Annotated in this window: 21 protein-coding genes; 12 read left to right on the top strand and 9 right to left on the bottom strand. The window is 67.2% G+C overall.

Annotated features, from left to right (window positions below):
* Window positions 1-2: 2 nt before the first annotated feature.
* Together ACFWF1_RS08865 and ACFWF1_RS08860 are read right to left on the bottom strand one after the other, a co-directional pair.
* Window positions 3-1388 carry a purine-cytosine permease family protein gene (locus ACFWF1_RS08865; RefSeq protein WP_379284604.1) on the bottom strand — a complete coding sequence of 462 codons (1386 nt, stop codon included), beginning with the start codon at window positions 1386-1388 and terminating at the stop codon, window positions 3-5.
* Between the two features lie 94 nt (window positions 1389-1482).
* Entirely contained in the window at window positions 1483-2454 is a 972-nt protein-coding gene (locus ACFWF1_RS08860) for a hypothetical protein (protein WP_379284603.1), read from the bottom strand.
* 239 nt (window positions 2455-2693) lie between these two features.
* Between ACFWF1_RS08860 and cobA the strand changes: the two genes are divergently transcribed.
* On the top strand, window positions 2694-3884 hold the full coding sequence (gene cobA, locus ACFWF1_RS08855; protein WP_379284861.1) for a uroporphyrinogen-III C-methyltransferase: 1191 nt from the start codon (window positions 2694-2696) through the stop codon (window positions 3882-3884).
* Between the two features lie 321 nt (window positions 3885-4205).
* Window positions 4206-5666, top strand: coding sequence for an MFS transporter (locus ACFWF1_RS08850; RefSeq protein ID WP_379284860.1), 1461 nt, complete (start codon window positions 4206-4208; stop codon window positions 5664-5666).
* A gap of 22 nt (window positions 5667-5688) precedes the next feature.
* Here ACFWF1_RS08850 and ACFWF1_RS08845 read toward each other — a convergent pair whose 3' ends face one another.
* From ACFWF1_RS08845 to ACFWF1_RS08835, 3 genes are all read right to left on the bottom strand, one after another.
* Window positions 5689-6102, bottom strand: a complete 414-nt coding sequence (locus ACFWF1_RS08845; RefSeq protein WP_379284602.1) for a PPOX class F420-dependent oxidoreductase — start codon at window positions 6100-6102, stop codon at window positions 5689-5691.
* A 96-nt stretch (window positions 6103-6198) separates the two neighbouring features.
* On the bottom strand, window positions 6199-7566 hold the full coding sequence (locus ACFWF1_RS08840) for an aspartate aminotransferase family protein (protein ID WP_379284601.1): 1368 nt from the start codon (window positions 7564-7566) through the stop codon (window positions 6199-6201).
* 44 nt (window positions 7567-7610) lie between these two features.
* A complete protein-coding gene (locus ACFWF1_RS08835) occupies window positions 7611-9101 on the bottom strand; it encodes a CoA-acylating methylmalonate-semialdehyde dehydrogenase (protein ID WP_379284859.1) in 1491 nt (496 codons plus the stop codon).
* A gap of 218 nt (window positions 9102-9319) precedes the next feature.
* On the opposite strand from ACFWF1_RS08835, the gene ACFWF1_RS08830 reads away from it, so the two are divergent.
* The 5 genes from ACFWF1_RS08830 (at window position 9320) to ACFWF1_RS08810 (ending at window position 15248) form a co-directional block, all read left to right on the top strand.
* Window positions 9320-10888, top strand: coding sequence for a PucR family transcriptional regulator (locus tag ACFWF1_RS08830; protein ID WP_379284858.1), 1569 nt, complete (start codon window positions 9320-9322; stop codon window positions 10886-10888).
* Between the two features lie 84 nt (window positions 10889-10972).
* On the top strand, window positions 10973-11650 hold the full coding sequence (locus tag ACFWF1_RS08825) for an NADPH-dependent F420 reductase (RefSeq protein ID WP_379284600.1): 678 nt from the start codon (window positions 10973-10975) through the stop codon (window positions 11648-11650).
* Window positions 11651-12209: 559 nt separating this feature from the next.
* Window positions 12210-13283, top strand: a complete 1074-nt coding sequence (locus tag ACFWF1_RS08820; RefSeq protein WP_379284599.1) for a hypothetical protein — start codon at window positions 12210-12212, stop codon at window positions 13281-13283.
* Window positions 13270-14319, top strand: coding sequence for an iron-containing redox enzyme family protein (locus ACFWF1_RS08815; RefSeq protein ID WP_379284598.1), 1050 nt, complete (start codon window positions 13270-13272; stop codon window positions 14317-14319). Before ACFWF1_RS08820 ends, ACFWF1_RS08815 begins: the two co-directional genes overlap by 14 nt.
* A complete protein-coding gene (locus tag ACFWF1_RS08810; protein ID WP_379284597.1) occupies window positions 14292-15248 on the top strand; it encodes a DMT family transporter in 957 nt (318 codons plus the stop codon). Before ACFWF1_RS08815 ends, ACFWF1_RS08810 begins: the two co-directional genes overlap by 28 nt.
* A gap of 73 nt (window positions 15249-15321) precedes the next feature.
* Here the strand turns inward: ACFWF1_RS08810 and ACFWF1_RS08805 are convergent, their stop codons facing one another.
* Window positions 15322-15534: a hypothetical protein gene (locus ACFWF1_RS08805; protein WP_379322164.1), complete on the bottom strand. Its 213-nt coding sequence runs from the start codon at window positions 15532-15534 to the stop codon at window positions 15322-15324.
* A 210-nt stretch (window positions 15535-15744) separates the two neighbouring features.
* A complete protein-coding gene (gene yaaA, locus ACFWF1_RS08800; protein ID WP_379284595.1) occupies window positions 15745-16488 on the bottom strand; it encodes a peroxide stress protein YaaA in 744 nt (247 codons plus the stop codon).
* Window positions 16489-16546: 58 nt separating this feature from the next.
* On the opposite strand from yaaA, the gene ACFWF1_RS08795 reads away from it, so the two are divergent.
* Window positions 16547-18304 carry a proline--tRNA ligase gene (locus ACFWF1_RS08795; RefSeq protein ID WP_379284594.1) on the top strand — a complete coding sequence of 586 codons (1758 nt, stop codon included), beginning with the start codon at window positions 16547-16549 and terminating at the stop codon, window positions 18302-18304.
* A gap of 161 nt (window positions 18305-18465) precedes the next feature.
* Window positions 18466-20217, top strand: coding sequence for an acyl-CoA dehydrogenase family protein (locus ACFWF1_RS08790; protein ID WP_379284593.1), 1752 nt, complete (start codon window positions 18466-18468; stop codon window positions 20215-20217).
* 56 nt (window positions 20218-20273) lie between these two features.
* On the opposite strand, the gene ACFWF1_RS08785 is transcribed toward ACFWF1_RS08790, so the two are convergent.
* Both ACFWF1_RS08785 and ACFWF1_RS08780 read right to left on the bottom strand, forming a co-directional pair.
* Window positions 20274-20708, bottom strand: a complete 435-nt coding sequence (locus tag ACFWF1_RS08785; protein ID WP_379284592.1) for a ferritin-like domain-containing protein — start codon at window positions 20706-20708, stop codon at window positions 20274-20276.
* The gene (locus ACFWF1_RS08780; RefSeq protein ID WP_379284591.1) at window positions 20705-21307 is read right to left on the bottom strand and encodes a hypothetical protein; all 603 of its coding nucleotides are present in this window, start codon (window positions 21305-21307) and stop codon (window positions 20705-20707) included. The genes ACFWF1_RS08785 and ACFWF1_RS08780 overlap by 4 nt, the downstream gene beginning before the upstream one ends.
* A 232-nt stretch (window positions 21308-21539) precedes the next feature.
* Here ACFWF1_RS08780 and rimP point away from each other — a divergent pair, with 232 nt between their 5' ends.
* The 3 genes from rimP to ACFWF1_RS08765 all read left to right on the top strand — a co-directional run bounded on the left by rimP (window position 21540) and on the right by ACFWF1_RS08765 (window position 23670).
* A complete protein-coding gene (gene rimP / locus ACFWF1_RS08775; protein WP_379284590.1) occupies window positions 21540-22214 on the top strand; it encodes a ribosome maturation factor RimP in 675 nt (224 codons plus the stop codon).
* The gene (gene nusA, locus ACFWF1_RS08770; protein WP_150405716.1) at window positions 22211-23242 is read left to right on the top strand and encodes a transcription termination factor NusA; all 1032 of its coding nucleotides are present in this window, start codon (window positions 22211-22213) and stop codon (window positions 23240-23242) included. Before rimP ends, nusA begins: the two co-directional genes overlap by 4 nt.
* A 68-nt stretch (window positions 23243-23310) precedes the next feature.
* The gene (locus ACFWF1_RS08765) at window positions 23311-23670 is read left to right on the top strand and encodes a YlxR family protein (RefSeq protein ID WP_379284857.1); all 360 of its coding nucleotides are present in this window, start codon (window positions 23311-23313) and stop codon (window positions 23668-23670) included.
* Window positions 23671-23764: the final 94 nt, after the last annotated feature.

The following is a 23764-nucleotide window of genomic DNA, read 5'->3' as shown; positions in this document are numbered from 1 at the left end:
GTTCAGGAGGAGGTGACGCGGCGGCGGGCGAGTGCGAGGTAGGCCGCGGCGGCGAGGACGAAGCCGACGAAGAAGGTGATGTCGCCCAGGTCGGGGAGTTCGCGGACGATGTAGCCGGTGAACTTGGCCTGGTTGGAGAACAGCAGGACCGAGATCGTCAAGCCGAGTAGGAAGGCCGCCACGCCTGGCCAATTGGTGTAGGCGCGGTTGTAGAGCAGGTCGTCGATCTTGCGGCCGCGGCGCAGATACTGGTCGACGAACATCACGCCGAGCCACGGGCCGATCCAGTACGCGACGATCAGCAGGAACGCCTCATAGCTGGCGGCGGCGTCGGGTAGTGCCCACCAGGCGACGAGAAAACCGATGGCGCCGAAGCAGATCGAGACGACGGCCCGTTGCATGCGGATCGGCAGCTTGATACCAATCGTCACGAATGCCATCGCACCCGAATACACGTTCAACGCGTTGGCCGCGACGGCACCGAGCGCGATGGCGAGCAGAGTCAGGTTCGCCAGTACGCCAGGCAGATTCGCGGTGAACACATCCGTCGGACTGCCCTGCACCGAGCCGACGATGGTGGCCGAGGCCGCGCCCAACGCGGACAACCACAGGCACGAGACGAACAGCCCGGCCCCGGCATAGCCGCCGGTGGCGACCCGCGACACGGTCTTGGGCAGGTAGCGGGAGTAGTCCGCCGCGTACGGATTCCAGCCGCCCGCATAGCCGAACGCGGTGCCGACCGTCAGCAGGAATCCGCCGATCCCGCCGACGCCACCCGACGGCGCGGCGGCACCGAGGTCCGCCTTGCTGAAGATCACCACGGTCACCACCAGGAACACGACCGCGAGCACCGGGAACACGAACCGCTCGAACGCATGCACCAGGTTGTGCCCGAACGCGGCAAAACCGGTCTGCACCAATACGATCAGGATCAGCGCGGTGAGCTTCGGCATGCCTGTCAGCGTGCTCAACGCGAACGCGCCGCTCACGCTGTTGGTGGCGAACCAGCCGACCCCGCACATGATCGACATGAACGCCGCGGGCAGCGCGTTGCCTCGATAGCCGAATGCCAAGCGCCCCAACACCATTTGCGGTACACCATGCGCGGGCCCACGCGCGGACAGCACGTAATGCGCTGCCGCGCCGAGCCCGACGCCGACCGCGAGACCGAGCGTCGCCTGCCAGAAGTTCATGCCGAACGCGGTGACCGACAGCACGCCGATGAAAATGGTGGCGAATTCCAGGTTCGGCGACATCCAGGTCCAGAACAGCTGGCGCGGGCCGCCGTGCCGGGCGTCGTCGGGGATGTGCTCATTGCCGCCCGGTTCGACCGCGATGACGCGGTCGGCGTATTCGGACGCCAACGGCGTGTCATCGGTTAAAGCCATACATGAACACTGGTCGGTGCTGGGCCGGTCGGCAACGGACGAACCGTACGCCCTTCGGCGCCGGGAAGTGGACAGTTCGCCCGCCCGGCGCGGCTCAGCCGATGGCGCTGACCTGGTTGCTCCAATTCGGTGACGGCGTGAAGAACTCACCGCCGGTACGGAAGGCGTCGCGCGCGGTGGCATCGCCTTGCAGCTGCGCCATCAACCACGCCGTCGGATAACCGAGATAGCCGTACACCCCGGTCGTGCACGGAATCGACGCGGACGCGCAGTCCGGCTGCCCCTGCACGTCGTTGTGATTCGGGCCGTTGAGCGTGCCCCAGACCTTCGGGAGATTCGCCGGAGTCGCCTCGTAGTAGCCCTGATTCGACTGCAAGCCCTCCGCCTGCCAGGGCAGCAGTTGCTGCGACGGCGAGATGAGACCATCGGACGACCCGTTCACCAGGAACACCGAACCCGTTGTCAGCGAACGAGTATCGGCGCAGGAGGCCGAGGTGGAGCAGAAGTGCTGCGCCGGAAGCTCCAGCGGCACCGCGGTTTTGATCGCCCCGCCCGAATCGCGCAGCGCGTTCAGCACCCCGGAAGCGCCTTGCGAATGTCCCATCGCGCCGACCGCCGCCTTGTCCAACTTCCCGTAGAACACGCTCGCCGGATCGTCGCCCTGCGCCAGCAGGTAGTCCAGGGACTTCCGAATGTCGGCTCCGGACCCGGTGTTCTGGTTCTCGGTGCCGATCACGACAAAGCCCCAGGACGCCAAATGCCGCAGCAGATAGGCGTATTGGCCCGGCACCGCACTGGTCCCGTCACCCCACAGCACAATCGGATGCCGACCGGCTCCCAGATCGGTCGGATACCAGACATCGAACTTCGCCCCGGTGGAGTCGCAGCACCCGAAGCCGAGCTGCTCGGTCACCGCCGCGGGACCCGGCTGGAAGTACTTCGACTCGACACCCTGCGTCGGCACATACGGTGCCGGATCAGCGTGTGCCACACCGGCTGTGGCGGGCACGAAGGCCAGCGCTATCGAGGCGACGACCATCTGCACTGTCCGGCTCCAGCGGTTCATCCGCCCGAGTATAGGAACGTTCGCCACCGTCTCGGCCGGTGGTCGACGCACGACCGTTTCCCGCTGGTCGAGTGCCGTCGCCGGGCCCGTCCCGGACCTCGGACCAGCGGTAACCGAGTCGATTGCCGTCGCGCCGAACCAAGGCCGTAGGCTCGAAAACTGTGCCGAACACGTCAGACCACACCGCCGACCAGGCGGTATCCGATACCGTCGCGCCGCATGAGGGCGACCCGAACTACCTGGTCGGGCTCGATCTCGATGGTCGCCGGGTCGTAGTGGTCGGCGGCGGCACGGTGGCGCAGCGCAGGCTCGGATTGCTGATCGCCTCCGGCGCGGAGGTGCACGTGGTGAGCCGCGAGGTCACGCCTGCGGTCGAGGGCATGGCGACCTCCGGGCAGATCACAGTCACGCTGCGGGCTTACGCGGACGGTGACCTGGACGGCGCTTGGTACGCGATCGCCTGCACCGACGAACCGGAGACCAACGCGGCCGTCGTCGAGGAGGCCACTCGCCGCCGGATCTTCTGCGTGCGCGCCGACAACGCGCGCCTCGGTACCGCGGTCACCCCGGCGACCGCCCGCTACGACGGCATGACCCTCGGCGTGCTGGCCGGCGGTCAGCACCGGCGCTCGGCCGCGGTGCGCAACGCGCTGCTGGAGGCGCTGCAATCCGGTGTGGTGACCGATGATTCGACCCCGATCACGCCGGGCGTGGCACTGGTCGGCGGCGGGCCCGGCGACCCGGACCTGATCACGGTGCGTGGTCGCCGCCTGCTCGGCCGCGCGAATCTGGTGGTCGCCGACCGCCTCGCCCCGCCGGAACTGCTGGCCGAACTCGGCCCCGACGTCGAGGTGATCGACGCGGCCAAGATCCCCTACGGGCGCGCGATGGCCCAGGACGCGATCAATGCCGCGCTCATCGAGGGCGCCAAGGCAGGCAAGTTCGTGGTGCGGCTCAAGGGCGGCGACCCGTACGTATTCGGCCGCGGCTTCGAAGAACTCGAGGCCTGCGTCGACGCGGGCATCCCGGTCACCGTCGTCCCCGGCATCACCAGCCCGATCTCGGTCCCCGCCGCCGCGGGCATCCCGGTCACCCACCGCGGCGTCACCCACGAATTCGTGGTGGTCAGCGGCCACGTCGCCCCCGACCACCCCGACTCCCTGGTCGACTGGCCCGCCCTCGCCCGCCTCCGCGGCACCATCGTCCTGATGATGGCCGTCGAACGCATAGAACAATTCGCCACCGTCCTCATCGACAACGGCCGCGCCCCAACCACACCCGCCACGGTCATCCAAGAAGGCACCATGCGCACCCAACGCGTCGTGCGCGCCGACCTCGGCACCGTCGCCGCCCGCGTCCGCGACGAAGGCATCCGCCCACCCGCCATCGTGGTCATCGGCCCCACTGCAGGATTCTCAGCGGACAGCTGAACAGGCGCGGAGCCCGCAGCCGCACGCCTTCTGATTCCCCGCACCCCGACTCGCCGCCCTAACACGCGTGCGTATGTCAGAAGTCGTGCAGCTATGTCCCGCCACCGGAGCCACCGCAGGATTCTCGGCGGACAGCGAAACGGAGTGCTGAAGGCAGCGCCGCACGGGTATTGATTCCCCGCACTCGGACTTGCCGCGCTGACACGCGTGCGTGTGTCAGAAGACGTGCGGCGGCGGGGTGAGGCTGGCAGGCTGCCGGTATCGCGGCGCGTGAGCGGGTCAGTACAGTGGCTCACTGTGCTCCAGAATCCCGCTGCGCGGATGCAGTATCCAGTGACAGACCGGGCTTTCGGGCTCGCGATTCTCGTGCTCAGCGGGATGCAGCTGATGAGCGTGCTGGACGGCACGGTCATGATTCTGGTGGTCCCGCGGTTGCAGGCGGATTTCGGGATGTCCGCGTCCAACGCGAACTGGGTGATCACGTCCTACGCGCTCACCTACGCCGGGCTCATGCTGCTCGGCGGGCGGGTCGGTGACGCGTTCGGGCGGAAGAAGATGTTCTTGCTCGGGGTCGGCCTGTTCACCTTGTCCTCGCTGCTGTGCGGTCTGGCGATCAACGGCGGGATGCTGATCGGTATGCGGGCCGTGCAGGGCGTCGGTGCGGCGTTCGCCTCACCTACAGCCCTGGCCTTGGTCGCGACGACCTTCGCGCCGGGCAAGGCGCGCAATCAGGCCATCGCGATCTTCGGTGCGATGGTCGGTGTCGGATCGGTCGGCGGCCTGGTGGTCGGCGGTGCGCTGGCCGATGTCTGGTGGCGCGGCATCTTCCTGATCAACGTGCCGATCGGCCTGCTGGTTTTCGTCGGCGCGCTGCGCTGCCTGCGCGATACCGAACATCATCGCCTCTCCCTCGACGTGCGCGGCGCCGTGCTGGCCACCATCGGCGTCGCCACCCTGGTGTTCGGCGGCATGGAGGGGCCCGTACTGGGTTGGGGGCACCCCGCGATCATCGGTTCGCTGGTGACCGGCGGCGTCCTGCTGATCACCTTCGTCCTGACCGAGCGCAACGTGGACAATCCGCTGCTGCCCTGGTCGCTGTTCAGCAGTCAGGATCGGGTGGCGACCTTCGTCGCGGTGCTGCTGGCCAGCGGGGTGATGGGCGGCATCTCGGTCTTCGGCGCGCAGTATGTGCAGAATGTGCTGGGCTACACCGCTTTACAGGCCGGTCTGATCTTCATTCCGTTCACCATCGGCATGGGCATCGGCGGTGCGCTGACCTCCAAACTGGTCATGCGGGTCGCGCCACGGATCCTGATCGGTGCCGGCGCGGGCCTGGCCGCCGCCGCCCTGCTGTTCAGCTCGACCCTGGACCGCACCGCGAACCTGCCCACGCTGCTCGTGTTGTTCCTGGTGATCGGCACCGGCGTCGGCATTGTGCTGGTCATCGTGCCGCTGTGCCTGATCGTGGGCGTCGAGGCCACCGAGATCGGCCCGCTGAGCGCGGTCGGCCAGATGTTGCTGGCGTTCGGACCGGCCTTGGCCCTGGGTTTCCTCGGCCCGGTCGTGATCTCGCGAAGCCTGGCGCTCGGCGGCAGCGACACCATCAAGCCCAGCGCGATGAACACGTCCCAGCTCGACGCATTGAGCAGTGGCTACACTCTGGCGCTGTTCCTGTGCGGCGTCGGCGTGCTGCTGACCCTGCTGATCGCGCTCGCCATCCGCTACACGGCTGCGCAGGTCGCGCAGGCGCAGCACGCGCAGGAAGAGACCCAGCAGGCCTGAACCTGCTGGGCCCGCTCGTTTTTCAGAGGCGACCCGCGACCTTGCGTGGTGTCACGCGGACGATCACCCGCGGGCCGTCGTTGACCGACGCGGGATTGAAGTCCCGGTACTTCTGACCGGTGTACTTCGATGACAATTCGTCCGGCAGTGTCTTGTCCGGATCCGCCGTGAGCGTCGCGGTGCCGCGGATCTCCGCGTACCTGTACGGCTCCTCCGGTGGGTTGATCATCACCGTGATTCGCGGATCGCGCGCCAGGTTCTTGCCCTGCTGGCGATCGGTGGTGGTGGAGAATACGAGGTCGTCGCCATCACGCTTGAGCCAGATGACGGTCAGGTGGGGTTGCCCATTGGGCCCGATGGTCGCCGCGGTCGCGAACACCTTGGACTCGTCCAGATACTTCTTCAGATCTTCGGAAAGCTCAGTGGTATCGGTCACGCACAAGTGGAACACCGGGTGAGCCAACGGCATTCCGGACCGGCGAAAGCCGGGACCGACCATGCGATCGGCCCCGGCCGTCGCCAGGACGTGTCGTCAGGAAGCGTGCTGGTCGGCCACGGTCAGCGTCTGGTCGAGAATGGCCAGCCCTTCCTTGGCTTCGGCCTCGCTGACAATGCACGGCGGCACCACGTGCAGCCGGTTGAAGTTGACGAACATCAGCAGCCCGGCGGCCTTGCACGCGGCGACGACCTCGTTCATCGCCGGACTCGTTCCGCCATAGGGTGCGAGGGGTTCGCGAGTCGTCCGATCGCGGACGAGTTCCAGCGCCCAGAACACCCCGGTGCCGCGCACCTCGCCGATGCTCGGGTGCCGATCGGCGAGCTCACGCAGGCCGGGACCGAGTACCCGGGCACCGATCTCGGCCGCGTTCTCGATGACGCGTTCGTCCGCCATCGCGTTGATCGTCGCGACCGCGGCGGCCGTGGCCAGCGGATGACCCGAGTAGGTGAGCCCGCCGGGGTAGGGGGTGTCGTCGAAGGTCGCGGCGATCGCCGGGCTGATCGCCACCCCGCCGAGCGGCACGTAGCCGGAGTTCACGCCCTTCGCGAAGGTGAGCAGATCGGGCACGACGCCCTCGAAATGCTCTATCGCGAACCACTTTCCGGTGCGGCCGAAGCCCGACATCACCTCGTCGGCGATGAAGATGATGCCGTACTTGTCACACAGCGCCCGAACACCCGCCATATAGCCGGGCGGCGGAACCATGATTCCCGCTGTGCCCGGGATGGATTCGAGCACGATCGCCGCGATGGTGTTCGGCCCCTCGAACGCGATGGTCTGCTCGAGATGCGCCAAAGCGCGTGCGGTTTCCTCGGTTTCGTCCGTCGAGTGGAACTGCGTCCGATAGAGGAACGGGCCGAAGAAGTGCACCACGCCGCTGTTGCCGTGATCGTTCGGCCAGCGCCGCGGATCACCGGTCAGGTTGACCGCGGTCTCGGTGCCGCCGTGATAGGAGCGGTAGCGCGCCAGCACTTTGTAGCGGCCGGTGTGCAGCCGGGCCATCCGCACCGCATGCTCGACGGCTTCCGCGCCACCGTTGGTGAAGAAGATCCTGTTCAGCTCACCGGGTGTCCGCTCGGCGATCAGCCGGGCCGCCTCCGAGCGGGCGTCGTTGACGTGCGGCGGTGCGATGGTGCACAGCTTGGCGGCCTGCTCCTGGATCGCCGCAACGACTTTCGGGTGCTGATGGCCGATATTGGTGTTCACCATCTGAGAGGAGAAGTCGAGCAGCCGGTTGCCCTCCCCGTCCCAGACGTAACAGCCCTGGGCGGCGCTGATCGTCATCGGGTGGAGATGCGCCTGGGCGGACCAGGAGTGGAAGACGTGGCGGCGATCGAGTTCGTACGCGCGGGCGGCCGCCGCGCGTACGGTCTCCGGTGTCGATCCGTTCGGGAGGGTCATCGGCGAGTTCTCCTGCGTCGCTGGGGTTGTCGGTTACTTGTGCGCTATTTGTTCTCGGGGAAACCGAGGTTGATCCCACCGTGGCTCGGGTCCAGCCACCGCGTCGTCACCGCTTTACCGCGGGTGAAGAAGTGCACCCCGTCGGCGCCGTGCGCGTGCGAGTCGCCGAACAGCGAGTTCTTCCAGCCGCCGAAGCTGTAGTAGGACATGGGCACCGGGATCGGCACGTTGATGCCGACCATGCCGACCTCGACCTCGTTGTGGAAGCGCCGCGCCGCGCCGCCGTCGTTGGTGAAGATGGCGGTGCCGTTGCCGTACGGGTTGGCGTTGATCAGCGCGAGCGCGTCGTCGTAACTGTCCACCCGCACCACCGAGAGGACGGGGCCGAAGATTTCGTCGGTGTAGACGCTCATCTCGGTGCCGACATGATCGAGAATCGTTGGCCCGAGCCAGAAGCCGTCCGCCGCGCCGTCGGCCTCGATCCCGCGACCGTCGAGTACCACACTGGCACCGGCGGATTCGCCCGCCGCGATGTACTCGGCGACCTTGTCGCGGTGCGCGCGGGTGACCAGCGGGCCCATGTCGGTACCGCGGGTGCCGTCGCCGGTCTTGATGGTGCCGGCCCGCTCGGTGATCTTGCCGACCAGCTCGTCGGCCGGGTCGCCGACCGCGACCACCACGCTGATCGCCATGCATCGCTCACCCGCGGAACCGAATCCGGCGTTCACCGCGGCGTCGGCGGCCAGATCCAGGTCGGCGTCCGGCAGCACCACCATGTGGTTCTTCGCGCCGCCGAGCGCCTGCACCCGCTTACCCGCGGTGGTTCCGCGCTGGTAGACGTACTTCGCGATCGGGGTCGAGCCGACGAACGAGACCGCCTTGATCGCCGGGTTGTCCAGCAGCTCGTCGACCGCGACCTTGTCGCCCTGCACCACGTTGAAAACGCCGGCAGGCAAACCCGCTTCGTCCCACAGCTCGGCCAGCCACAGCGACGCCGACGGATCCTTCTCACTCGGCTTGAGCACCACCGTATTGCCCGCCGCGATGGCCAGCGGGAAGAACCACATCGGCACCATCGCCGGGAAATTGAACGGCGAGATGACGGCCACCGGACCCAACGGCTGGCGGATGGAGAAGATGTCCACCTTCGTCGACGCGTTCTCGCTGTAGCCGCCCTTCAGCAGATGCGATACGCCGCAAGCGAATTCGACGACCTCCAGGCCGCGGCTCACCTCGCCCATCGCGTCCGCCAGCACCTTGCCGTGCTCCGCGGTGATCAGCTTCGCGAGGTCTTCCTTGCGCTCGTTCAGCAATTCGCGGAACCGGAACAGGATCTGCGTGCGCCGCGCCAGCGAGGTGTCCCGCCAGGCCGGGAAGGCGTCGGCGGCGGCGTCGATCGCCGCGCGGGTGTCCGCGACATTGGCGAGCGCGACCTGTCCGGTCACCACCCCGGTCGCCGGATTGGTCACCGGTGCGGTCGCCTCGCTGGTGCCTGCGAAAGCCTTGCCGTCGAGCCAGTGCGCGATAGTCCGCATCGCGTAGCGATTCCGTGGGGGGTGGCGGTCGGGTGACGGGTGGGCCTGCATGTCTCCTCGATTCGATCCGTGAGCGTCGCGGTGCGTCGGCGGGATGGACGCCTCCTCGGTACTACTCTCCGGCATCAACCTTCCTGGATGGCCCGACGATCTGTACGTGATTTCGGATTTCGTATTACGATTCGTCGGTGCTTCCCTCTGTGGCCGATGTGCTGGCGATGCCGGTGGTGCGCGCCGGGGAACCCGAGGTCGTCGCGGGCGGATCGCTTGATCGGCCGGTGCGCTGGGTGCACGTCAGCGATGTGGCGGATGTGGCGCAGCTGCTGGTCGGCGGCGAACTGATCCTCACCACCGGGCAGGCCATGAGCCACGGCGACATCGCGACGGTCGGCTATTTGACCGCGCTGGCCGCCGCCGGGGTCGCGGGGCTGGTCATCGAGCTGGGCGGCTACGTGCCGGAACTCGCGCCGGTCGTCGCCGCGACCGCGGACGCGCTCGGCCTGCCGTTGATCGTGCTGCACAGGATCACCCGGTTCGTCGAGATCACCGAGGCGGTGCACCGGGTGATCGTGGCCGAGCAGTACGCCGAACTCGAGTTCGCGCGCACCGTGCACGAGACCTTCACCGACCTCAGCGTGCGCCGCGCCTCGCTCGCCGAAATCGTGAAAACCGCTGCGGACATGCTCGATTCGTCGGTGGTGCTGGAGGACCTGTCGCACCGGGTGCTCACGCTCACCGCCAAGCACGCGTCCACCTCGGCGCTGCTCGACGACTGGGAGACTACCTCGCGGCTGCTGCCCGACGGCTGGGACGCGGTGGCCGTCGGCCCGCACACCCAGCGGTGGGGGCGGCTGATCCTGCCCGCCGGCGACGTGCCGACCGCCCGCGCCACGATGGTGCTGGAGCGGGCCGCCCAGACGCTCACCCTGCACCGGATGATCGAGAAGGATCGCTTCGGCCTGCACCGGCAGGCACAGACCGGCCTCATCGACGACATGGTCAACGGCCGGGTGCTGGACGAGCGGGACGCGGTGGCACGCGCCGCCGCGCTCGGCCTGGCCCGCCGCGCCGCCTACGTGCCCCTGGCGATCGATATCGCCGCGGTCGCGGAGACCGATCCGGTGGCCAGGCAGCGCCGCGCCGCGGGCATCCTGGACGCGGTCACGCACGGCCTCGGGCTGGCGAAGCTGACCGCGCTCGCCGCCGCCGACCAGGGCGATCGGGTCGGCATGATTCTGGCGCTGCCCCGCGGTGGCGAGCTCGACGCGAGCCTGACGGTCGCGTGCACCGCGATCACCGGCGAGGTGCGCCGGGTGGACGGCGTCGAGCGGGTGGTGATCGGCGTTGGCGCGGAATCGGATTCGCTGCTCGACACCGCGCACGAGCTGCCGCATGCCGCGCACGTCGCGGAAGTGGCACTGTCGCTGGCGACTTCGCCGCCGCGGCCGTTCTACCGCAGCGGCGATGTCCGGCTGCGCGGGCTGCTTTCGCTGATCCGCAACGAACCCGGCGTGCAACGCTTCGCCGAGACCGAGCTGAGTGCGTTGCTGCGCCACGACATTCGGCACACCGCCGACCTGACCCGCACCCTGCGCCAGTTCCTCGACCTGGCGGGCAACAAGACCGAACTCGCGCGCAGGCTCAACATCAGCAGACCCACGCTCTATGACCGGCTGGCCCGCATCGAACGCATCCTCGCCGTCGATCTGGAGGACGGTGAATCCCGCACGTCGCTGCATGCCGCGCTGCTCATCCGCGACCTCACCGCCACCGCCGACGTGCCGTAGCGCCCCGCGTGACGCCGCTCACGCCGCTGAGCTTGCCGGACCGCGCGCGGGAACATCGCAGGTCGTGGCGTCGTTCGACGGTGTATGACCATCGTTGGATTGATCGGTAGCGGAAACATCGGCAGTACCGTGGCGCGGCTCGCCATCGTTTCGGGACTGGATGTGGTGCTCAGCAACTCGCGTGGTCCGGAGACGCTGGCCGATCTCGTCGCGGAACTCGGCCCGCGGGCCCGGGCGGCGACCGCCGAGGAGGCGGGCGCGGCGGGCGACATCGTGGTGGTCACCGTGCCGTTGCGCAACTATCGGCAGGTGCCGGTGGCGCCGCTGGCGGGCAAGGTCGTGATCGACACCAACAATTACTACCCGGATCGGGACGGCACCTTCGCCGAGATCGAGGACGGGTCGACCACGAGCAGCGAACTGCTGCAGCGGCATCTGCCGACCTCGAAGGTCGTGAAGGCGTTCAACAACATCTATTTCGCGCATCTCGGCCAGCTGGCCCGGCCGGTCGGCGCGCCGGATCGCACGGCGCTGCCCATCGCGGGCGACGACGCGGCGGCGAAAGCCGCAGCGGCACAACTGCTCGACGTACTCGGGTACGACGTCGTCGATGTCGGCCCGTTGAGCGAGAGCTGGCGCTTCCAAGTGAACACGCCGGTGTACGGGGACGTGTACTCGTCGGCACTTCCGTTCTGGGAGAACGACGGTGCACCGGCCGGTGTCGAGAAGATTCGCGCATTGGTGGACGCGGCTCAGCGGTAGCGCCGGGCACTATCGGTTTACCTCGAACCCGGGAGCGATGCGGCGCTCCCGGGTTCAGTGGTGTCAAGGGGTGCTTTACCCTTTCGATGTCGTGTCAGGTTTCGCGGACGCGGCTGATCCGTTGCCGTGCAGGCGAACTCGGTGAGATCCGAGTAAGTGACCACTCAATTACCTCCGCCGCCGTTGCTGTGCTCATTGCCTAGTCCGCGCCGCCGCAAAGGCGTTGAGCTTTCATCGCTGACGAAATGCGCGGTGTCATGCCCCGAGAAATGGGGGACGACATTCCAAATGTTAAGGCGAGCAACAGATTTCGCTTTACTTCTGATGGTCCGCTGTTATTCTTGGGACGTCCGGAATCGGACATTTCCGTTAGCCGCTCGGCGTCAGCCCACCCAGCGGTTGGCGCATCAGCGCATGGTCCCCGAGGGGAGGTTCTGTCATGAAAATTCGTCGTACTTCGAAGGTTGTTGCTCTGACCGCAGTTCACCTCTGAGTTCGCAGCAGAGTAAAGGGTGGGGCGGCCCCCGCATCGGTGCGCCCCACCCGCCCCTTGAATTCCATGGCAGGAAAGGTCGACGGCGCGGTGACTCGAACAATCCCGGGCAAACCCCAGCTCTTGGCGGAGGTATCGGACACCTCCGCCGACACTCTCGAATTGCGCAGTGGGGAGGTGACATTCGAGGTCGAGCCGGAAGGCGACATCACCGCCGAGCAGCTCGGCGCGGTGCTGCGCTCGACCGATGGTTCCACTTCCCTGGCGGAGATCTCGGCGAAGACGGGCGTCGCGCCGGACCAGCTCGCGACGATTCTGCTCCCCGCGCAGATCGCCGGCCTGCTCGCCGACCGCTCGGTGCCCGCGGCCGAATCGCCGATGGCCGTGCTCAGCGCCGTCGAACACGTGGTGAATCGGCTGCTCGAAGAACTGATCTACGACGGCCCGTTCTGGCGTGCGATCCTCGATCATCCGGAGCAGGTCGAGCCGAACGTGTATTACGGGTTCGGCCTGGAGAATTGGTTCTTCCTTTCTCGGGAAAGCGAATTCGACTCCGCGATCCTGTCCTACCCGAGCAGCGACGCGATCCGCACCATGGCGAACGACTTCTATCACGAGGAGCACCGCCACGACGACATCGTGGTCCGGGCCTTCGAAGGCTTGGGCATCAGCCGCCAGGACCTGGTGGCCGCCCGACCGCTGTCCACCACGTCGGGTTTGATCAAATTGCTGTCCTGGTGGGCGCGGACCGATCCACTGTTCTTCATCGCCACCATCGGCATTCTCGAAGGACGCCTCGAAAAGGCCGAAGACGAAGGCGCCTACTACGATTCGTTCCTGCGCGCGTGCGCCACCGCGGGTATCGCGCCGCATTTCGTCGAGCCGCTGCGGCAGCACGCGAAAGTCAACGCCGGTCATGATCACGGCAGTGTCAGCCGGGAATTCTTCGCGGCGCTGCCGCCCCTGCCCGTCGGCACCGAAGCGCGTCTGGTCGGTAAGGCGCATCTGTTCGTCGAGGCCTATGCCGAGTTCTTCAACGGAATCCTCGACTATTACGGCGATCCCGGTCGGCCGCTGGTGCGCACGATCGGCTCGTCACCCGTTCCTACTACCGCAGGAGTTGACGATGGCCGGTCATGACATGTTGCGGCGCCCGACCTTGCGCCGCGAGGTCGAACGGACCGAAACGGCCGACGGTATCCGGCTGTCCTATCTGGCGGACAAGCATTGGATCGAACTCGAATACCTCGAGGGACGCGCCGACGAATCCCGAAAGTTCTTTCTGTCGTTGGCATCCGGTGCCCGGTCGGCCGACGATCTCGCCGCCGAATTCCCCGGGAGCCGGGAAGAATTCGACGCGGTACTGGCGGCACTCGACGAACAGGGCATGCTGGCCGACTCGGATGCGGTCGATCCGGCGAGCGGAACCACCGGCGTCGGTGCTTACGCGCACCTCAAGCGCGCCGCCGACGCGGCGCGGGCGACCATCAACAGCCCGTTCAGCGACGCTCTCGTTTCCGGCGAGCTGAGCAGGGAGCAGATCATCGGCTATGCCATCGAATACTGGCACGTCACGCATCTGTGCCCGCGCGCATTGGCCCCGCTGTTGGCGCGCGACGATATCGGCATCGAGGTCTGGCAGCAGTTCATGGCGTTCTATCAAGCCGAACGCAACCACGACCGCATGCTGGAAAAGTCACTGAAAGCGGTGGGCATTACCCGTGATCAGCTGCTGCGCATGCAGCCGTTGCCCGCGACCATGTCGATCATGGCGACGATGGGCGTGCACGCCTGCCAATTCCCGCTCGGCATCATCAGCACGCTGTTCCCGATGGAGGAACCCGAGCCCGACTTCCTCGACCTGTTCCTCACGCGCTGCCGGGAACATGATCTGTCAGAAGAGTTTTCCAAGCCGATCGCCGCGCATTCCGGGGTCAACGAGGACGAGGAACACGAGGCGGTCACCCTCGATCTACTCGCCGAATTCTCGTTCGTCGGCCACGAAGAACTCAACGAATGCGCCAAGGCGGTCGTCGACATCATCGAGCTGCGGGCGCGGCTGGATGGCCAGATCATGTCCTGGTACGCCGACGGTGGGCTGCGCATCTTCACCGACGACTATCCGGTGGCGTCGGGAAGGGCGCTCACGTGCACGCCGCTGGCCGCCTTGCTCTGATCGCACTCGCGGCCATCTGGGGATCCAACTTCCTGCTGGTCGACGTGGCACTGGGTGGCGCCGATCCGGCGCAGATCGTGGCGGCACGACTGTGGCTGGGCGGGGCCATCCTGCTGGCCATTTGCGTGGCGATGCGGCGGCAGTTGCCGCGTGGGTGGGGTATCTGGGCGCGGCTGTTGCTGATGGGGGTGCTCGGGCAGGCCTTGCCGTGGATGCTGTTTGCCTGGGGTCAGCAGAACGTGTCGGTGAGCATGGCGGGCATCTACAACAGTGTGACGCCGTTGGCGTCGCTGCCTGTTGTCTGGTTGCTGTTGCGGCACAAGGGGAGTCGTGGCGAGGTGGTCGCGTCGGTGCTGGGATTCGGTGGGATCATCGTGCTGATGGCGCCGTGGGGTGAGCAGTCCCGGTCGTCGTTGACAGGGCAGCTCGCGTGCCTTGGCGGCGCTGTCTGTTACGCCGTCGCCTATGCGTACGCGAAGCACTTGATCAGCACGCTCGGCTATTCCAAGGTCGCGCTGGCGGCCAGTCAGGCGATGGTCGCCGGGCTCCTGATGCTCGTGGTCACCGCGCCGCAGTTGCTGGAAAAGATGAATCCCACACCCGCGGTGACTGGTTCGCTGATCGCGATGGGCATCGGGACGGCGGTGGCGTTCCTGCTCAACTACTGGTTGATCGGTGCGGTCGGGCCGTTGCAAGCCGGGCTGGCCTTTTATCTGATGCCGCTGGTTGCCGTGGCGCTCGGGGTGGGAGTGCGCGGCGATGTGCTCTACGGGCATCAGATTGCCGGTGCCGTAATCGTATTCGGCGCGCTGGCGCTGCAATACGCGCTCGATCGACGGGAGTCGCTCGAGGAGGGACAAGACCACCAAGTGTCGGAGGGCATCGTGGTCGATCAGGGAGAACCGTCGGCGGGGCGCGGCTCGGGGTGAGCAACGGCGCATTGTCGGCGGACGGGTGGCTCGGCAGACTGTCTGGATGGGGAGACCGACAGAGACAGACCTGCTAGAGCGTTGGGCGGAACTTGCGGGGGCGGAAGCCGGCGCTGTTGGAGCTGACCTGGTCCGCCGCTATCAGGAAGAGCATCGGCGGTACCACACGGTTGATCACCTGGCTGCGATGTTGGGCGTCATCGATGAGCTGGCCGGGGATGCCGAGGATGTCGATGCGGTTCGGTACGCCGCGTACACCGCTGCGGTCAGAGCCGAGTACCGGCACGTGCCCGACGATCTGTTCCGTGCCGGGCGTGCGGCCGTACTCCAGAGCTTGGCCGGGCAGCCGATACTCTTCCGAACCCCCACCGCCCGAACACGATTCGAGGCTGCGGCACGGGCCAACCTCCACCGGGAACTGGCGACGCTAACGGCGTAGGCGAGCTCGTCCTGTCGTCGGGCGAGCTCGGTTTGATGGACAGCCGCCGACGTTCGCTCAGGTGATGATCAACAGCTCGGTGGGCGAGGCGATTTCGGTGCGCAATCCAGCCTTGTCCGCGACCTTGGCGAGGCCGCGGACGTCGGTGGGCTCGGCGCGGGTGAGGACCAGGGCACGGGCGAGCAGCCCTTTGTGATGCTTGTTGAAATGGCTCACCACGGTGCGTGATCCGTCGGCATGCTCGGTGAGCACATTGGCGGTGACGGCCCCCGGAACACGACCGAGCTGCTGATACGTGCCCGAGCGCAGGTCGACAACGAGGTCACCTGCGGCCTCGGCGAGCAGCGCATCCGCGAGCGAGTCCCGCCAGACGGCCGAAAGGGTCGGCAGCCCGGGCAGTTTCGAGCCGCCGGACAGCCGGTAGGCCGGAATCGGGTCGCTCGCGCGAACCGCACCGAACAGCGCGGAGCCGATACCGAGCCGCGCGTACGCCTTGGCGCGCTGCGGTTTGGTGAACGAGCTCGCGTCCAGCGCGTCGTAGAGCACGCCGGTGTAGCGCTCCAGCGCGGGGCGAGTGGGGGAGGTGCGCAGGGTCGCGTTCCGGGCGATCTCACTGTCAGCCCCCTTGCCGAGGCCGAGCACGGCGCGGGAGGCGTCCGGGTCGGTCGCTAACTTGGTGACCTCATCGATGAGCCGGTCGCGCACCGCCGTGAGCTGCGGCATCGACAGCTCGCCGAGGTCGAGCGGAACGTCCGTACCACCGTCGGACTTGGTTTCGGAGGGAGGCAGCAGCACCAGCACGAGCGATAACGGTAATGCGCTGTGAACATCGCTCGGCCAGCGACTACCCTGTGCATCCGTGATCACCCGCCTCTCTCGCCTTTTCCTGCGTACCCTGCGCGACGATCCCGCCGACGCCGAGGTGCCCAGCCACAAACTGCTCGTCCGCGCCGGATACGTGCGGCGCATCGCGCCGGGCGTCTACTCCTGGCTGCCGCTCGGCCTGCGGGTGCTGCGCCGGGTGGAGAACGTGGTGCGCGAGGAGATGGACGCGATCGGCGCCCAGGAGATCTCGCTGCCCGCGCTGCTGCCGCGCGACCCGTACGAGACCACCAACCGCTGGACCGAGTACGGCGACAGCCTGTTCCGCCTGCAGGACCGCAAGGGCGCGGACTACCTGCTCGGCCCGACGCACGAGGAGCTGTTCGCGCTCACCGTGAAGGGCGAATACAACTCGTACAAGGACCTGCCGGTCACGCTGTACCAGATCCAGAACAAGTACCGCGACGAGGAACGGCCCCGCGCCGGCATCCTGCGCGGACGCGAATTCATCATGAAGGACTCCTACTCGTTCGACCTGAACGAGGACGGCCTGAAGGCGAGCTACGCCGCGCATCGCGAGGCCTATCAGCGGATCTTCGACCGGCTGCAGGTCAAGTACGTCATCGTGGCGGCCACGTCCGGCGCGATGGGCGGTAGCGCGTCCGAGGAGTTCCTCGCCGACAGCCCGGTCGGCGAGGACACCTATGTGCGCTGCCTCGAATCCGGCTACGCGGCCAACGTGGAGGCCGTGATCACGCCCGCGCCCGCGCCGCTGCCCCTCGAGGGACAGGCCGAGGCCGTCGTGCACGACACCCCGGACGCCCCCACCATCGCGACGCTGGTCGACTGGGCCAACAGTGCCGGGATCGCGGAGCAGTTCGGTCGTCCGGTGACCGCCGCCGACACCTTGAAGAACGTGATGGTGAAGCTGCACCACCCGGACGGCAAGTCCGAGATCGTCGGCATCGGCCTCCCCGGCGACCGCGAGGTCGATGACAAGCGCCTCGGTGCTTCGGTCGAACCCGCCGAGGTCGAGTTGCTCACCGAGGCCGACTTCGCCGCCAACCCGTTCCTGGTGAAGGGCTACATCGGTCCGAAGGCGTTGCAGGCCAACGGTGTTCGCTATCTGGTCGATCCGCGTGTGGTCACCGGCACCGCCTGGATCACCGGCGCGGACGCGAAGGGCAAGCATGTCGTCGGCCTCGTCGCAGGCCGTGACTTCACCCCCGACGGCACCATCGAGGCCGCCGAGGTCCGCGACGGCGATCCTTCGCCGGACGGTCGTGGCTCGCTGGTCGCGTCCCGCGGCATCGAGATCGGCCACATCTTCCAGCTCGGCCAGAAGTACACCGACGCGTTCGACGTCGACGTGCTCGGCGAGAACGGCAAGCCGGTGCGCCTGACCATGGGCTCCTACGGCGTCGGCGTCTCCCGCATGGTCGCGGTGATCGCCGAGCAGCAGCACGACGACAAGGGCCTGCGCTGGCCCGCCGAGGTCGCGCCCTACGACGTGCACGTCGTCATCGCGAACAAGGACGACGCCGCCCGCGCCGGTGCCGAGGAGGTCGTGGCCGGCCTCAACGCCCAAGGCCTCGACGTCCTCTTCGACGACCGCACCGCATCCCCGGGCGTGAAGTTCAAGGACGCCGAATTGCTCGGCATGCCACTGGTTCTCGTGGTCGGCCGCGGCTGGGCCGAGGGCAAGGTCGAACTCCGCGACCGCTTCACCGGCGCAGCCGACGAGATCCCCGCCGACTCGGCCGTCGCCGCCGTCGTCGCCAAGGTCCGCGGCTAGCCGCCAACCACTCTGCGCGGCCCCGATGGACTATCCATCGGGGCCGCACTGTTTGCCGGGTGTAACAGACCGGGGGACCTACGGTCGCGTAGGGGAGATTTGCTGTGTGAAGTACGACAGACCCGCTCCGGACTGCGATTACCCGCTGGTAAGTTAACGGCATGACGAGCACCGACGCGTTGTTGTTCAACCCGGCCACCTACGACCCGCAGCAGTTCGATGCCGAGACTCGGCGGCTGCTGCGCGCGACCATCGAGTGGTTCGAGTCGCGGGGTAAGCAGCAGCTGCTGGCCGATGATGCGGACGCGGTGTGGACGGCGGACTTCCTGGACTTCGTCGCGAAGGAGAAGCTGTTCGCGACCTTCCTGACCCCGGCCGCGTACGCCGACGGTGATGAGAACCGGCGCTGGGACGCGGCGCGCAACGCGGCGCTGTCGGAGATCTTCGGCTTCTACGGTCTGGCGTACTGGTACGCCGAGCAGGTGACCATCCTCGGCCTCGGCCCGATCTGGCAGAGCGAGAACAAGGAAGCCAAGCAGCGGGCGGCCGCGGACCTGGCCGACGGACAGGTGATGGCGTTCGGGCTGTCCGAGCGCGAGCACGGCGCCGACATCTACAACACCGACCTCGTGCTCACCCCGAGCGAGCCGGGCAGCGCCGACGCCGAGGCCGGAATCCTGTTCCGCGCCAACGGCGAGAAGTACTACATCGGCAACGGCAATGTGGCGAGCATGGTTTCGGTGTTCTCCCGGCGCGACGACATCGAGGGCGCGGACGGCTACGTCTGGTTCGCCGCGGACAGCAGGCACGAGAACTACCGGCTGCTCGGCAACGTGGTGCACCAGCAGATGTACGTCAGCACTTTCCGTTTGGAGAACTACCCGGTGCGCGCGCAGGACATCCTGCACACCGGACCCGAGGCGTTCTCGGCGGCGCTGAACACCGTCAACGTCGGCAAGTTCAACCTCTGCCACGGCGGCATCGGCATGGTCGAGCACTCCTTCTACGAGGCGATCACGCACGCCAACAACCGCATCCTCTACGGCAACCCGGTCACCGAGTTCCCGCACGTGCGAACGAATTTCGTCGACGCCTACGCCCGCATCGTGGCGATGAAGCTGTTCAGCGACCGCGCCGTGGACTACTTCCGCAGCGCGAGCCTGGAGGACCGGCGCTACCTGCTGTTCAACCCGATGACGAAGTCCAAGGTGACCTCCGAGGGCGAGACCGTGATGACGCTGCTGCTGGATGTGCTGGCGGCCAAGGGCTTCGAGAAGAACACCTACTTCGCCGAGGTGGCCCGGCTGATCAACACGCTGCCCCGGCTCGAGGGCACCGTGCACGTGAACGTCGGGCAGATCCTGAAGTTCATGCCGAACTACCTGTTCAACCCGAAGGACTACCCGGAGATCGGCACCCGCCAGGATGCCGCCGACGACGAGTTCTTCTGGCAGCAGGGCCCGGCGCGCGGCGCGGGCAAGGTGCAGTTCGCCGACTGGACCCCCGCCTACCAGCAGCACGCCGACATCCCGAACGTCGGTCGCTTCTTCGAGCAGGCCCAGGCGCTGCGCACGCTGCTGAGCACCGCCGCCCCGAGTGCTGATCAGCAGAAGGACCTGGACTTCATGCTGACCATCGGCCACCTGTTCTCCCTGGTGGTCTACGGCCAGTTGATCCTGGAGCAGGCGGCGATCACCGGCCTGGATCGCGATCTGCTCGACCAGATCTTCGACTTCCAGATCCGCGACTTCAACGCCTACGCCACCGCGCTGTACGGCAAGCCGACCGCCACCCCTGACCAACAGGGTTGGGCCGCTTCGGCTTTGCGTCCGCCGGTCGCCGACCGTCCTCGTTTCGACCGCGTGTGGGCCGAGGTCGCGTCCTACGACGGTGCGTACGCGATGCGCCCGTAGCCATCGACGCGAAAAGGCCGGTCCCGCAGCGGGACCGGCCTTTTGTGCGTAGTGGGTCAGGCTTTGCCCGGAAAGGCGATCGTCGGTGGGTTGGTGCCCAGGATCGACTGCCAAGTGGCAAGCCGCACAGCACTTTCCGTCAATGCCTCGACGCCCATCCGCCGGACGGGTTCGGAGTCACCACGTTCGACCACCGAACGCCACGCGACGGCGGTATCGGTTTCGACCGTCGCGGCCAGGTGCGCGGCCGGAATCGGGTCGTTGACCGGAAACGGGACCGTGTAGGCGGCGTCCGACGGCGGCGCGGTGACACCGGCGGCCGTTAGGGCGTCGATCGTGGCGTCCCGGCGGGCGCGGTGCGCAGCGGTGTTCTCGGCGACAAGGCGACCACGTTCCGGCGAGGCGTACGCGGCGATCACCCCGTAGGCATACACCGCCCCGTATTCGGCACGCAGCGCATCGAGCAGCGCTTGACGTTCGGCATCGGTCATGCGAGCAACACTCCTGCCTGAACGGCGCACGCCGCGCTGATCGAGGCGAGCAACCCCGCCCGATAGCCGGACTGACTGTGTGCCAGCTCGGCGGCCGACTGCTGCGATTTGGTGAGCTGAGCGCGCAGCACCTCGACCGACGGCGGCGGGCTGGGCGGAATCGCCGTCCCGGATGCCACCGCGGACGGTCCGGAAGCCTGCCCGGGCCCGTTCGTCCTGGTGCGATGGACCGGCTTGGTGCCGTCACCGTAAACGCCGATCAGCCGATCGACCTCGGCCTTCAAAGCGTCTGCGTGCGCGGTCCTTTCGGTCGCGATCGCGGTCAACGCACTGTGCCGCTGCGGTGCCAACGCGATGGCCGCGGTCGCCGCCGCGGCATCGGTGCGGGCTTGAACCTCTTGGGCGGCAAGCGGATCCGGCTCGTACACCGTGTCATCGCTGCAACCGGTCACCGCGCCGAGCGCGAGCACGCCGACCGCGCCGCCACCGGCGAGCCGTAACATGCCGCGACGGTCCATGGCGAACCGGGAAGCGTGCCGGTCGGAGGGGATGCCGGAGGTGCACAGGACGATCGGCTGCGCGGGAAGGCGGATGGGCACGGCACCATCGTGCCAGATTCGCGAGGCGCCCCTGGACCAGGCATAGACGTGGCGCGCGTAGTGCCTGCCCGTTGGTCCTTTACACTCTCTGGGCGCGTTACGCTAGACCTTCGGTAGAAAATTCCCACCGCTAGCGACTGCTTGCAGGTCGCTCGAAACAACACAGCGTGCGACTGCTTGCAGGTCGCTCGAAACGACACCGCCGTGACAACTGAACCAGGAGCCGCCCCATATGCCGATGCCGACCGAGGAAAGGCTGAGCCAGCTGGTAGCTGGACTCGTCGAACGCCGAGGATTCGACCTCGAGGGCGTCGAGATCTCGACGACCGGCAAGCATGCGGACGCGCAGGCTCGATTGAAGGTGACCGTCGACAGCGACGGCCCTTCCGATTTGGACACCATCGCCACTCTCAGCACCGAACTTTCGGAGTTGCTGGACGAGGCAGGCGATTTCGGCGAGACGCCGTATCTGCTGGAAGTCACCACACCGGGCGTGGACCGTCCGCTCACCGCCGACCGGCACTGGCGTCGCGCGCGCGGGCGCAAGGTGCGCGTCCACCTACGCGAGGGTGCGCAGGCTCCCGAACCGGGCGGCTCGGCGAAGTTCGAGGCGAGGGTGGGTGAGCTGAGCGGCGATACAGTTGCCCTGGTACTCGGCGGCAAGCACAAACCCCACGTGGTGCAGGTCTCGCTCGCAGATATCGCGGAGGCCGTAGTGCAAGTGGAATTCTCCAAGCCGGGCGCCAAGGAATTGGAACTCGCCGGGGGCATCATCCCCGGCCGCCCGGTACCTGGCCAGCAAGATGATGAGCCGGCGGTCGACGCCGCGGATGTTCGAGGATCAACACCATTACTACCCGAATCAGTAACAGCGTCCGATTCGCCGACCGAAGGGATCGTGGAATGAACATCGAAATCGAAGCCCTGCGCGCGATCGTCGCCGACAAGGGGATCTCGATCGAGACCGTGATCTCCGCGATCGAGTCGGCGCTGCTCACCGCATACCGGCACACCGAGGGCCATCAGCCCAACGCGCGCATCGACATCAACCAGAAGACCGGCACGGTCCGGGTGATGGCGCGCGAGCTGGACGCCGACGGCAACATGGTCTCCGAATGGGACGACACCCCAGAGGGTTTCGGCCGGATCGCGGCGACCACCGCCCGCCAGGTGGTGCTGCAGCGACTGCGCGACGCCGAGAACGAGAAGTCCTTCGGCGAGTTCTCCACGCACGAGGGCGACATCGTCGGCGGCGTGGTGCAACGCGATGCCAGAGCCAACGCCCGCGGCACCATCGTGGTCCGCATCGGCAGCGAGATCAACGGCGCCGAGGGTCTGATCCCGCCCGCCGAGCAGGTGCCCGGTGAGACCTACGAGCACGGCGACCGGATCAAGTGCTACGTCGTCGGCGTCTCGCGTGGCCCGCGTGGCCCGCAGATCACCCTCTCGCGCACCCACCCCAACCTGGTGCGCCGGCTGTTCGCCCTCGAGGTACCCGAAATCGCCGACGGCTCTGTCGAAATCGTCGCGGTGGCCCGCGAGGCCGGGCACCGCTCCAAGATCGCGGTGCGCAGCACCGTGTCCGGCGTCAACGCCAAGGGCGCCTGCATCGGCCCGATGGGGCAGCGGGTGCGCAACGTGATGAGCGAACTGGCCGGCGAGAAGATCGACATCATCGATTACGCGGAGGATCCGGCGACGTTCGTCGGCAATGCGCTGTCGCCGTCGAAAGTGGTGTCGGTCACCATCGTCGATCCCGAGGCGCGCGCCGCGCGGGTCGTGGTGCCGGACTTCCAGCTATCGCTGGCCATCGGCAAGGAGGGGCAGAACGCCCGCCTGGCCGCCCGGCTGACCGGCTGGCGGATCGATATCCGCAGCGACGCCGCCCCGGACATGGGCGGCGGCTCGGTGCGGACGGAGGCGCACCGGAGTTGACCGGAACCGACGCGGCACACCGTCCGTTGGATGTCCCGAGTCGGGAATCGGACCGTCGGGATGACATGTTGGTAACTTCCGCAGGGGAGCGGTTCGTTGATCCGACCGGGTCGGCGGTAGAGTGGACACAGGTTCAGCACGCGCAACCGATTCGGACCTGTATCGGGTGCCGGAAGCGCGAGTTGGCCGCCGATCTGTTGCGGATCGTCGCACGGGAAACGGATACCGGAAACGGTCCGCCTTCCGTCACGATCCTTCCCGATCCGCGGCGCAGACTTCCCGGACGGGGTGCCTGGTTGCACCCCGTCTCGGCTTGTCTGACCGCGGCAGAACGGCGCCGAGCATTCGGCAGAGCACTAAGAGTGTCCGGAAATCTGGATATCTCAGCCCTGGAGCAGTACCTCGAGAACAGGCACGAGCACTCATGAGCACACCGTGAAGCACCAACGATGAACGTCCATCGGAGATAACCCGAGGTCGTGCGGGCCCCGTCCCTGAACAACGGGTGCACCTGCTCGACCT

This window comes from Nocardia sp. NPDC060255, from assembly GCF_042727395.1.
Lineage (GTDB): Bacteria > Actinomycetota > Actinomycetes > Mycobacteriales > Mycobacteriaceae > Nocardia.
The sequence above is the reverse complement of the archived record's forward strand: the minus strand, read 5'-3'. Positions and strand labels throughout refer to the sequence as shown.